Source organism: Pseudomonas sp. BGA-UO-ETr-WB11, from assembly GCF_059567785.1.
The window spans coordinates 203,861-215,207 of sequence record NZ_JCAQOS010000002.1; the positions used below are offsets into that span (position 1 = coordinate 203,861).

11 protein-coding genes are annotated in these 11,347 nt (G+C 53.0%); 6 read left to right on the forward strand and 5 right to left on the reverse strand.

What is annotated here, in order from left to right; translation table 11 throughout:
• The first annotated feature begins 15 nt into the window (after positions 1 to 15).
• From asnB to AC56DI_RS01415, 5 genes are all read left to right on the forward strand, one after another.
• Entirely contained in the window at positions 16 to 1,857 is a 1,842-nt protein-coding gene (asnB, locus tag AC56DI_RS01395) for an asparagine synthase (glutamine-hydrolyzing) (protein ID WP_496344606.1), read from the forward strand.
• The gene (locus tag AC56DI_RS01400; protein ID WP_496344607.1) at positions 1,850 to 2,851 is read left to right on the forward strand and encodes a class I SAM-dependent methyltransferase; all 1,002 of its coding nucleotides are present in this window, start codon (positions 1,850 to 1,852) and stop codon (positions 2,849 to 2,851) included. Before asnB ends, AC56DI_RS01400 begins: the two co-directional genes overlap by 8 nt.
• Positions 2,848 to 4,137 (forward strand): O-antigen ligase family protein, encoded by a 1,290-nt coding sequence (locus AC56DI_RS01405; RefSeq protein WP_496344608.1) that lies wholly within the window; start codon positions 2,848 to 2,850, stop codon positions 4,135 to 4,137. Before AC56DI_RS01400 ends, AC56DI_RS01405 begins: the two co-directional genes overlap by 4 nt.
• Positions 4,118 to 4,888, forward strand: a complete 771-nt coding sequence (locus AC56DI_RS01410) for a WecB/TagA/CpsF family glycosyltransferase (protein ID WP_496344609.1) — start codon at positions 4,118 to 4,120, stop codon at positions 4,886 to 4,888. Before AC56DI_RS01405 ends, AC56DI_RS01410 begins: the two co-directional genes overlap by 20 nt.
• 87 nt (positions 4,889 to 4,975) lie before the next feature.
• Positions 4,976 to 6,220 carry an O-antigen ligase family protein gene (locus tag AC56DI_RS01415; protein ID WP_496344623.1) on the forward strand — a complete coding sequence of 415 codons (1,245 nt, stop codon included), beginning with the start codon at positions 4,976 to 4,978 and terminating at the stop codon, positions 6,218 to 6,220.
• A 100-nt stretch (positions 6,221 to 6,320) separates the two neighbouring features.
• Here the strand turns inward: AC56DI_RS01415 and AC56DI_RS01420 are convergent, their stop codons facing one another.
• From AC56DI_RS01420 to AC56DI_RS01435, 4 genes are read right to left on the reverse strand one after another with little or no spacing between them, the layout of a single operon-like run.
• Positions 6,321 to 6,788, reverse strand: a complete 468-nt coding sequence (locus AC56DI_RS01420; protein ID WP_496344610.1) for a lasso peptide biosynthesis B2 protein — start codon at positions 6,786 to 6,788, stop codon at positions 6,321 to 6,323.
• 45 nt (positions 6,789 to 6,833) lie between these two features.
• Positions 6,834 to 7,688: a sulfotransferase domain-containing protein gene (locus AC56DI_RS01425; protein ID WP_496344611.1), complete on the reverse strand. Its 855-nt coding sequence runs from the start codon at positions 7,686 to 7,688 to the stop codon at positions 6,834 to 6,836.
• Positions 7,689 to 7,691: 3 nt separating this feature from the next.
• Positions 7,692 to 8,642 (reverse strand): phosphoenolpyruvate carboxykinase (ATP), encoded by a 951-nt coding sequence (locus AC56DI_RS01430; RefSeq protein WP_496344612.1) that lies wholly within the window; start codon positions 8,640 to 8,642, stop codon positions 7,692 to 7,694.
• A gap of 50 nt (positions 8,643 to 8,692) precedes the next feature.
• Positions 8,693 to 8,983, reverse strand: coding sequence for a PqqD family peptide modification chaperone (locus tag AC56DI_RS01435; protein WP_496344613.1), 291 nt, complete (start codon positions 8,981 to 8,983; stop codon positions 8,693 to 8,695).
• A 184-nt stretch (positions 8,984 to 9,167) separates the two neighbouring features.
• On the opposite strand from AC56DI_RS01435, the gene AC56DI_RS01440 reads away from it, so the two are divergent.
• Positions 9,168 to 9,341 (forward strand): hypothetical protein, encoded by a 174-nt coding sequence (locus tag AC56DI_RS01440; protein WP_496344614.1) that lies wholly within the window; start codon positions 9,168 to 9,170, stop codon positions 9,339 to 9,341.
• A 452-nt stretch (positions 9,342 to 9,793) separates the two neighbouring features.
• On the opposite strand, the gene AC56DI_RS01445 is transcribed toward AC56DI_RS01440, so the two are convergent.
• Complete coding sequence (locus AC56DI_RS01445; RefSeq protein WP_496344615.1) at positions 9,794 to 11,191, reverse strand: asparagine synthase-related protein; 1,398 nt, start codon at positions 11,189 to 11,191, stop codon at positions 9,794 to 9,796.
• Positions 11,192 to 11,347 lie beyond the last annotated feature (156 nt).

Consider the following 11,347-nt stretch of genomic DNA (forward strand, 5'->3'; position numbering starts at 1 on the left):
GCCCGAGCGACAGCCATGTGCGGCCTGATAGCAGTACGCGACCTTGGCGCGTCGAATGATCTGCGACAGCGAGCCTATCAGGCGCTTAGCAGCTTGGCCCGACGTGGCCCTGACGCAGAAGGGTTGCGCATGGTCGAACAGGCTCCAGCGACCCTACTCGGCCATCGACGACTGGCAATTCTCGACACCAGTCGCGCATCTGAACAACCAATGTGTTGCCCAGTAAGCGGCACAACACTGGTGTTCAACGGCGCAATCTATAACTTTGTCGAATTACGCGAAGAGTTGCGTGCACTTGGCTGTGTATTTGTCACAGATGGCGATACGGAGGTGCTGTTGCAGGGTTGGCGCATCTGGCGTGAGGGTGTTTTCTCGCGATGCAACGGCATGTGGGCTGCGGTGCTGTGGGACTCGCCGAGCGGCGACCTCGTATATTGCCGTGATCGACTTGGTGTAAAGCCTCTATATCTGCACCACGATGGCCGGCAGACAACACTGGCCAGCGAGATTAGTGCTATTGCCATCATGAGAGGCGGATATCCAGCCCCTAACCCAGGAAAAATATTCGATTTCTTGATCACAGGCTTTTCCGAACAAGGACCAGACACCTTTTTCGACGGTATTCAAGCAGTTCCACCCGGCATGGTTTGTCGAATGAGCAAAACCGGCCGTTTCAGTATGACGCCTTACCATCAATGGTCGGAGCCAGGCAGCATGGCGCCGCTATCCGCGACTGAACTGCGCACACTGTTGGCAGATGCAATAAGCCTACGCCTGCGGGCAGATGTCCCAGTAGCGAGCCTGCTATCTGGGGGCTTAGATAGCTCAATCATCACACGTATTGCACTCAACGCCAGCCAGCAGCACCGACAGTCGCTCACAGGCGCGTTCACCTACGGCTATAGCGACGCTGAACAATCGCGCTTTGATGAGACAGCAAGCGCAGCAGCATTGATGAACTCAAGCGGCCATGCCGACCTGCATCATATATTGCGCTTTTCCCCCATCCCCACTGCGGATGAGTTGATGAGTTTGGTCACCGTACAGGGTGAGCCCTTTAGCACCCCATCCGCATTGGCCAGTTTCAGAACCTATCGCGCCATCCGAGAGCAGGGATACAAGGTTGTATTGTCGGGAGAAGGCGCTGACGAACTGTTCGGCGGTTACCCCGCCCGCTATCAATCCCTAGCGGCACGAGATGCATTTAAGTCAGGACGCTTTGTGCACTTGGCGAACCTGCTAAGGCATAGAGCATTTCCACCGACACTTCTCCTCAATCGCCTGGTTTGGGACCTGCCTCTTCCGCTGCTAAGGGTGTTGTTGCGGCGCCATAGGCCAAGCATTGGCTTAATGAGCGACGAGCTCTGGACCTCACAGCAGCATCGTCTCGAAGCCTTGCAAGAGGAGATGCGGAGCAATCTGGAAAGCAGGCTGCGCCAAGACCAACTCAATAATCTGCTACCAATGTCATTACGGATAGCAGATCGCAACAGCATGAATGCAGGAGTCGAATTGCGTAGCCCGTTCATGGACCATCGATTGGTCGAGCGCGCCCTCAGCACACCCGCACTAAACCGCGTGGGGGAGCGGCGCTCAAAATCGCTTTTACGCGACGCATTCAAAGGACTATTACCAGACTCGGTCACCGGTACACCGAAAAATACCGGTTTCGGCCATGCCGAACAGTTCCTCGTCAGCCGACTGCCCTGGCGCGAGCTGCTGAATGATTTACCGCCCGAGCTGACAGCCTTTATTGAGGTCAAAAAACTTCGCAGCGCCCTGGCCACCGACAATCAGCACAGCACCCTCTGGCTTGCACTGTCAGTTGCACTCTGGCACCGGAGATTCTATGCCTGAACGCATCAATGACTGGGGGTTGGCAGCAGACACTGGCCAGTGCCGCACATGCGGCAGCACCCAGGCGCAACGGCACTTCTGGCCAGAAGTGTACGCAGGTTCGGGCCAGTGCCTGCGACGCTGCGGATATTGTGCAGCCGTCTATCTAGCCCCTGGTTTTAGCGAAGCCGGCCTGTCGCATTTTTATGCAGGCCCATATCGACGCTTGTTTCCCGCCGAAGTGCCCTGGAACAGTACTGAACGCTTCTTTGCATGGCGCGGCGATCGTGAAATTGCTCAGCAACGCTTGTCTCTGATAGCACCGAAATTGCGCGAAGGTGCATATCTGTTCGAAATGGGCTCTGGCTTTGGCGCTTTTCTCGGACAAGCGGCAAGCCTGCGCGCTGATTTACATCTCGGCGCGAGCGAGCCCGACAAGAATCAGCGCGAAGCCTTGCTGGGCCTCGCAACCGTAGAGTTTGTCGATAATTTCACCAGTCTAGAACCTGCGAGCATTGACGCTGTAGTGGCATTTCATGTGCTCGAACATCTGCTAGACCCACGCGGCTTCCTTGAGGCAGCTGCGCATAAGCTTCGGCCAGATGGATACTTGTGGATTGAAGTGCCGGATCTGATGAGCGACTGGCGCACCAGGCTATTTGTACACCCTGCGCACCTGAGTTATTTCTGTGCTGACAACCTCAAACGCCTTGCCGAAGCTGCAGGCCTATCAGTTACCCATTGCGGCCCCCACCCGCTAAGCACCCTAACGGGCACCTTGTGGCTTGAAGCCCGACGCCCCAACCGGCTGGTTAAGGCCCCTTTGCAGCCGGCGCTAGACGCATGCGTGAAGGAAATTGATGAGTGGATCAACAGAGTGGGCTGGAGCAATAAGGACCGCCTCAAAGCGCTGTTGAAAAGACAAGCTTTGAATCTGCTAGGTGCAGGCCTGGTAGGCGAGTTTCAACGCTGGCGACAGTATCGAAGCCGACGGGCACAGGACACCCGCCGATGAGATTCATCGCATTGCTACTACTTGTACTGTGGATTCACCTAGGTGACCTTGGCAGCGCCTGGCTATATGACGGTGGTGCCTGGTCGGCAGCGGGAATGCTGCGCTACTTTCGCGACGCGATGATCGTCCTCATTGCTGGCTGCTGCCTGATCAGTGTCCGCATGCCCATGCGTCTGTTGCTACCAATACTGAGTTACAGCGGCCTGGCACTGCTTTATCTGCTGCTTAACAGAGGTAATGCTCCACTCAGCATTCTGATCGGCTCATATGGCACGTTGATGATTCCCGTGCTGCTGTTCTTAGTCGGCTTCTATTGCGTAAGACGACCTGCGGAGCTGAGCGCCTGCACCGCACTGATGGTTGTGCTGGGCATCGCGAGCATGCTCTTCGGTGCATGGGAGCTGCGCAACACCACTTTCTGGACCGATACGATTTCCTTTCCAAGCTACATGCTCAACGTTAAAGGCATGCTACTGGGTGCCAACCCCGAGAACGGACTTCCTTGGAATTTCTACGGTGGTGTCGAACGAGAGCGCCGCGCTGCAGGCCTATTAGCATCGCCCCTGGCACAGGGCATGTTCCTAGCTGTTGTCGCCATAACTTCTGTCGCTTGGCTGGAGCGGCGAGCGCGCTACTACGGTCTTCTCCTGTGCGCCCTGCTGTTCGTTGGCATCTGGATGTCCGGCACACGTGGCGCAATGCTAGCAGCCAGCCTGGCACTGGTTGGGTATCTGGCGACGGGCTCATCGCTGTTTTATTCACCAGCGGCACGCCTGGTCATGACCGGTGGCGCATTTTTCGCAATCGTAGTGGCGGCTAAAAATATCGTACATACCAGTGTCAACTTCCTGGATGGTTCAACAATCGGCCATTGGGTCGCACTCCAAAAAAACATTATAGATTTGCCTCAGGTGGCGTTGATCGGCGCAGGACTCGGACAGCAAGGTGCAGTGGCAGCACAAAAAAGCCAGATGCTAGTTGGCGGAGGGGAAGGCGCCTTTTTCAGCATCGCTTTTCAGTTGGGTTTGCCAGGAGCGTTACTTTTCCTCTGGTTCTACAGCAATGTCTCGATAGCGCTTTGGAGCAGTTACCGTCAACATCGTGAGCCTATGCCGCTGGCGACCTTCTGGCTATCGCTCGGGATCGCCACCACATTGATCAGCTCTGAACATGTTCTCTCGGTCTCAGGCACCGCAGCCTTCTGGCTACTATGCGGCGCAACAGTTCGCAGCACCTCCAAAGCCACCCTTTACGCAGCCCCCACTTATGAACACAAAACCGCCTAGCGACCGTATCGACTACTTGGGCTGCCCACTTGATCTAGTCACCGAACAGGCTCTGATTGAAGACGCCAAAAGCGCACTGAACGGCCAGCACCGTCTTCGTTTAGAAGGGTTGAACGTCGCCAAGCTTGTCGAGGCCCGCACAACTCCTTTTCTGATGAGAGCCTTGCAGGAAGCCGAACGCGTGCACATTGATGGCGCCGGTATCTCCATCGGACTCAAACTTCTAGCCATACCAGCACCTCCGCGCTGCGCCGGGATTGATCTAATGCTAAAGCTCTGCACTCTTGCCGCAGAAACTGGAGCATCGATATATCTGCTTGGTGCCCGAAAAGAGATCGCAGAACTAGTAGCTCAGCGCTTAGTCGCCCAAAATCCCAAGCTGCGTATTGCAGGCGTGCGTGATGGTTACTACGAGGCATCAGAAGAACCCGAGGTGATTGAAGCCATTCGGGCCAGTGGGGCAGATATGTTGTTCGTCGGTATAAGCTCACCCAAGAAAGAGCTACTACTCCTAAAGCATTGGCCACACCTGGGGGTCAAAATCGGTATGGGGGTTGGTGGCTCGTTTGATGTTATTTCGGGCAGCTTGAAGCGCGCACCATACTGGATACAAGCACTAGGAATGGAATGGGTTTTTCGGCTCTATCAAGAACCGCGACGTCTGATGTGGCGCTATATAAAAACCAACACACGTTACTTTTTTTTGCTTGTGCAGGCCCGAAACAAACTCACATGCAAACGCAAATACTGATTGCTGCGCGATGTAGATCGCGCCTGTATAAAAACAGCGATACTTACTGCCGACTAAAACACATACAACAACGAGCCACCCTTGCCCATGCTTCTTGAACGGCACAGAAAAAGATTAGCAGATACAGCCCTGACACTGCTGAGTATTGGCTTATTTTTCCAACTCAGCGGATTTCTTTTTAACAATGATGACAGCCGCCAAGCCACCCAGGTTCACTTACTACTATTTGCTCCAGCTCTAGCGTTGTTCATAAAGGAACGTTTTTCTCCACAGACATGGCAACAGCCGTGCTCACTTACATTCCTGGCGCTTATTGGCTGGGTATTAGCCCGAGCAACGCTAGCAAAAGATGCAGACCACTCTACCCTCTACTGGATAAAGCTGTGCAGTTTTGTCATATTGTATGTATTCGCTACCACCTACCTATTACACAAGAAAAAAATTCATACCCCCTTACTGGCAGCAACAATATTAAGCGCTATTTTTTCATGGTTTACCCTATACTATCAATTCGCCGTTCTCGATAAGCCTCTAAACTACGAAACCGTACGATATACCGGGCGCCTTTCAGAGTTGGGCTGGAATGGATTTGCAGATTTTTCCCACCCAATTCCAGCTGGACTGTACTATGGTTTTTTCTCCATAATACTACTCAGCCTATTAGCCGAGCGAGAGCTGAACAAGCTGCAGTTACTACTTACTCTAGCAGGCATAACCGGCCTACTTCTTTATACCTTACTGACATTTTCACGCGGGGCATGGTTCTCCACCCTCGCCGCAAGCCTAACATTATTAATTATCTCCCCCAAACCACGCGCCCGAACATTACTACTCATTGGCACGTTCACTTTATTATGTATCAGTGCAATATTCTGGCAACAGATCCACAACGAGTGGCGCCTGGGGACAAGTCAGCGTGGTTTAATTTGGCTTAACTGGTTGCACCGCCTGCCAGAGTTCTGGCTACTCGGCAACGGAGCAGGAACAGAAATAGTCTATCGCTACCCCTGGGGAGACACCGTACACCATGCTCACAGCCTTTATCTGCAGTTATGGTATGAGTACGGGATAATAGGAATAACATTATTTCTGGCCATGCTTTCGACACTTCTGCGCAAAGCATGGACACTCCGCGAACTGTTTGAAGCACGAATCGCACTCGCAATGCTGACATTTTCAATTGTTGCGATGATTTCTGACATCCATGCAGTTTTTCATCGTCCAAGCGTTTACTGGATTATCCTCTGGCTTCCGGTAGGTCTTATAATTGGCCTAAGCCCACCCACTCGCCCCGCGCAATCTAATGAGCCCCACCGAAAAAATGGCACATAACACTTTGCTAAACTGGATCAGTTTTTTCCACAAAAAAACACTTCGAATCGCACCGGCTTATTTACTCAGTAACTGAGCACACATCGAGAAAGAGAGACATTTACGTAGCAGCCACGGCACCAGCGCCACCAAGAAAGCAGCCAACGACAACAAATCGGTCAAATCCAATGCCACCGGTTACTTTAACTTCTCCCGCAGTAATCCACGCATGGGCCTGTAGACCATCAGAGCCCCGCGCCAAACCAAAAAAAATCACATATGGCACTCGATACAATCGCAACAAACAACGCGCAGCGACTACTTGAGTGAAGCAAGTAGACAGCCACGGCGTGTGGCGTGCCGCAAATTGAATTGTACGGCCGATCAAGCGCGCTCGTTGATGTTGCCGCTGATCAAGCGATGGAATATCAGTGTCTAGCTCTACTGCACGACCAAGCCATGGTGCAAGCCTCACAAACGGAATCACTTTCAGCAACAAACGGGCAAGCCCCAACATCACCCACGCGGGCAGAGCCCAGAACAGCTCGAAACGCGAGCGATTAAGCCGCGAAAAAAATCTACGTCGCACTAACCGCGCCTCCTCATGGATACAGTGGGCATCCATTTGCCACGATTATCTATCCTCCGAGATCCAGCTCAGAGCCTCATCGAGGTAACCAAACCGCGCCATCATGTGCTGATGATCTGTGACGATGCGCTTGACCTGCTCAACGCTCAAAGTGTCGCGCCACCCCCCGCACTCACCTCGTCGGAAAAAGCGTCGACCAGCGACCAATCCCTCTCTAAAACCACTATTGGCTTCCTGAGCAGACAGCTCACCAAAGGAACTATGCGAGATCGCACGCTCGATAGTCGGAATATCACAAGACAACCCCAAAAAGCGGACTGCACCAGCAAAGGTTTCTAAAGGAGTTTCGTGCATATCTTCATAACGAATGACATGAAGGGCTGAGCCTTGAGCCTCAAGCCAACTGGCAACATGCCCGGACCACGATAGTAATTTCTGACGAACCTGCAGGCTGATGCCTTGGCTGCTGCCGCAGAAAGTTTTATCAACAGAGCCCATTTGCCGGATTGCCTCATCCAGTGAGCAATCCATCTGGTTAGCATAAGAGGGAGCCACATCAAGGGGATTGCGCACTATATAGAGGGTGCCCGACAGGTAAGCCGGATCGTTCAGCCCATCTATGACACAAGCATCATGAATCTTGTAATACCTATGCGCTCCGCACGCAGCAGTCCATCGATATACGATATGCCTTAGGCCATCAATTTCATCGGCCGTCAGGTCAGCAGTATCAAACCCCAACACATCGTCCAGCCACTCTCGATGGCTGGCTATATCTCCAGTCTCCATCATGTTTATCGAAAATGGCTGACGCTCGCTGGCAGTCAAGTTGCTCAGAAAGGCCCGAAACCAGGTATTGCCTGACTTAGGGTAGGATGCCAACCAGTAGAACTCTGACACGTATCAACCTCGGCGCTGGGCGTCAGCCAACATGGCGTCGATCAAACCATTGAGGTCGAAGCCTGTGCTAGGACGTTGAACCCGAACCACGTGCGCTTTGGCTGCTAACTCACCACAAACCCTGAGGTGGTCGGCTTGCCCCCCCATTCCTTCAAGAAAACGTCGACGATACGTATTGTGAAATAAAGGCATGAAACTCTGCATTCCCTGCATGAGCGTGAACTGCGGATGCTCCACAGGACCTTTACCGAGTAAATATATCCAACGTATTGGCAGCGCCTTGGACTCAAACATTGGCCCCAAGGGATAATTGAACTTATTCAGACCAGGACGCAGTTGACATAGATTTTCGGTATCGATCCCCAAGAGATCGGCTGAGTCGCGCCACAGCTTTACCCTAGGAAAACCTGGGACCGCCCGACACGCCCCATCCACCGGAACGACATCATCTGCAAGAATCGAGTGGCCTCGCTCAAGGAAACCAGCGGCCAAGGTGGACTTACCAATACCAGAGGAACCAACGCACACCAGGCACTGATCACCGATACGTATCGCATTACCATGTAAGACCAGTAAACCTCGCTGCACGAGCAGCGCGCCGAGCACTGACCCTAACAAAAACAGGCGCACGCTCTCTTCATCAGCCCCAGGGTGAACCTGCACGATAATGCTAGTGCCTTGCTGAACAAGAAACCGCCCAACACTGGGAACGTCCAGCCAGAGTTCATTTGTCGCACACCAGGCATAGGGGCCTATCTGCTGGCGGTTGGCATGTGCACCATGCCCGACATCGCCTAGACGGATGGATACATCCACTTGCTCAACCTGACCATCAGAAGCGGCATCTAGCAGCTCGGGAAGAACGAGATCACTATCGATCAGGAGTTGATATGCCCGGTAACGTCGCGAAGGTTTCATGTCTTGATCGTAAGAGTCATAGAGAAAAACTGACAAAGCCTATCTAGGTGAAGCCTGAGTGAGATGATCCGCCGTCTCAACAGGGATTAATCTGCGATTTGCACGATGCCGTTACCAACCAAATCCTGCGCAAAGGCAAGCAGATCCGTCTGACAGGTAACCTCATCGATTTCATACTCGGAACGGATGATCCGCACCAGTTCCTCGACACTCATAGGAGTCTCAAGTAACGCCCAAATTCTGGTACCGACGCCACTAATCCCGAAATACAGCCCCCTCTCGATGCTCATCATTACGATATCGCCATCCATAACAGCGGCGACCAGATCTGGATTTCTAGCTAGCAAACTTTTCTTGTTAACGTCGAGCATGGCCATCATCAGCAATCTATAGTGGGACTTTGAGAGCCTACCAGCTCTTTAAGTGAGGGTGTATCAGGATTCGTCCAGGCCACACGGACACGCGGCCGTAGCGGGGAAAAGAAGTCAGCTTTTCAACTGAGAATTTCGACTACAGCTGACCTCGTGAGCGCTTAACTTCACATTACTGAGGGAGATTACTATGCACGCCAAAGAAGACCGTACAGCGCCAGAAAACCCTACCACCTCAGAAATCTCTACCGAAGCCACCCCATCAGGGACTCTCTATGTTGCGCCGCGGCTCGAAGTGCTGAACATAGAGGCAACTCGAAATAATCCTGGGGCGTTTCCAGATGCCGGCATTGATTTTTCTTGAGTACCACTTGAAACCCTGCAAGGGCTGATTCCAAAGATGCTCTCGCAGAAAGACCTCGCTACGCGGCCACTTCGTGAAGGAAAAATACAAGAACGAGTTTTCCTCAAAGACAATTTCGCGTAAAAATACCCACCTGAAACTTAATATCATTTTACTGATAGGCGGGTACTGTGGAACACCAAAAAAACACCACTGAGCGAGGCAGCCCAGCAATCGCCGAACCAGCGACTGAAATCAACGACCTCATGAAGCCTTATGTCGCGCCTCGTCTAGAGATACTGGATATAGAAGCCACGCGAAACTCCCCCGGCGGCTGGCCCGATGCTGGCATTAACTACTCCTGAACCCAGCGACATCACGGCAGGAGTCGTTGTCAACAAGGACACCAACACAAGCACACCATTTAGATCATTGCGCGCCGCATCTCCAACGCTTACGAGCACCGGCTGCCGTCAATGATTGGTGTCCTCCACATAGCGAATGAAATTGCCGGCTGATAAGCCTCGCATAAGCTTGAGCCTGTAACGGCTGATAATCTCGTGCTTTTCCCAGCCAGTTTCGGGCCACTCATCCAGTAACTGCTGCATGCTTGCCAGGTCCAGCATCTGTACTGCGCGTGGATGCTTTGATAAGCGTTCCAACTCTTCACGCAGCTTTGGCAACTCTCGCTCTAACCCTTCATACCAATCAGCGGATTGATAGCCCTTGCTGGTATTGGACAGTATTTCAGCGGGCAAGATACCGCCCATCATTCTGCGCAGTAGCCAGCGTGTCTGACCATTACGCAAATACTGGTGATCAGGTACGGACAGGCAAAACTCCTGGAGGCGTAAATCGTTGGTAGGGTCACGCATCTCAATACCATAGAGATTGGCAGCCATGAAATGCTCGCCAGGATCAGTGCGCTCAAGCGTCGCTATGCGCATGTGCCGACCGTTATGCCAAGGCTGATAGTTAATATCCCAACCGGAAGAGTGCGCGCGCTTCTGCAGCGCCATGCGACTCATCCACACGGGATTGACTGCGGAGTAATGGGTCAGAGGCCGAGAACGTTCAAAATACCTTGCCAAAAAAGCCCACAGAGGGCGTGGCAGGGACGGCGAAAGAGACTTACCGATCAACCTCAGTTTGCTTCGCCTATGAGTAGCCTGGTACGCACACAGCTCTCGCCACCACGCCAACACCCTGCCACTTCGTAAAAGCGCCGCAAGGTAGGTTTCACCGGTGTAGGAAATGCTCATATTGCCCTGCTGCCCGGTGAGCAACACCTTGCAGCCCAGTGCCTGTGCTCGGCCATGAATAGCATTCACCCAAGCCATATTGAAAGGAGCCTTAGAGACAACATCCATAGCCTCATGGTCCGCGCGCATTTCGTCCAGATAAGAGCCATGACCGATACGCACCAGCTCATGATCAATATTCGTGAAACGCAGCGCGAGGGCGCGCGCACCTCTACTCTCATCACCGTGCCGACCACGAGGCACAGGCCCGTCGAAACCTTCACGAGGCACTGCAGTAAAGGCTGTAAGCCGCTGGTTAACATGGCCAAGCTGCTGCGCTGCCAAAGCCGTGACAGTTGAACTGTCAAAACCGGAACTCAGGTGCGATGCAATGGGGCCGGATGAGCGCAGGCAGTTTGCTACAGCACGCTGCAGATGCTCCTCAAACGCATCCAGATAATCGCTATCTCGGGGAAGACTCAGTTCATAGCGTGAGTCGAAGCGATGAAAGCGCCGTCCGCTCACCTCACCGCCCTCAAGAATTAGTAAATGCCCAGGCTCTACCCGGTAAACATCCTTGAAGGTGGACTCCGGACCTTTCAAGGAGAGCAGCGCCAGATGGTCAAGCATGCGCTCCTCACACAACTCTCGAGGAACATGCGGAATGTTGGCGCTGATGGAAAATTGACCCACCCTGCCGATTGAAATTTGACCCAGGGCGGATTGCTGATTTTTTTACCAGCAACTGTGGATAAGTCTACCAGCGCAGCTGCTGTTGCCCCCACT

Bases quoted from the DNA above. Each gene is read 5' to 3' on its own strand.
- asnB (WP_496344606.1), top strand. From the start codon at position 16: ATGTGCGGCCTGATAGCAGTACGCGACCTTGGCGCGTCGAATGATCTG.
- AC56DI_RS01400 (WP_496344607.1), top strand. From the start codon at position 1,850: ATGCCTGAACGCATCAATGACTGGGGGTTGGCAGCAGACACTGGCCAG.
- AC56DI_RS01405 (WP_496344608.1), top strand. From the start codon at position 2,848: ATGAGATTCATCGCATTGCTACTACTTGTACTGTGGATTCACCTAGGT.
- AC56DI_RS01410 (WP_496344609.1), top strand. From the start codon at position 4,118: ATGAACACAAAACCGCCTAGCGACCGTATCGACTACTTGGGCTGCCCA.
- AC56DI_RS01415 (WP_496344623.1), top strand. From the start codon at position 4,976: ATGCTTCTTGAACGGCACAGAAAAAGATTAGCAGATACAGCCCTGACA.
- AC56DI_RS01435 (WP_496344613.1), bottom strand. From the start codon at position 8,983: ATGGCCATGCTCGACGTTAACAAGAAAAGTTTGCTAGCTAGAAATCCA.
- AC56DI_RS01440 (WP_496344614.1), top strand. From the start codon at position 9,168: ATGCACGCCAAAGAAGACCGTACAGCGCCAGAAAACCCTACCACCTCA.
- AC56DI_RS01445 (WP_496344615.1), bottom strand. From the start codon at position 11,191: ATGCTTGACCATCTGGCGCTGCTCTCCTTGAAAGGTCCGGAGTCCACC.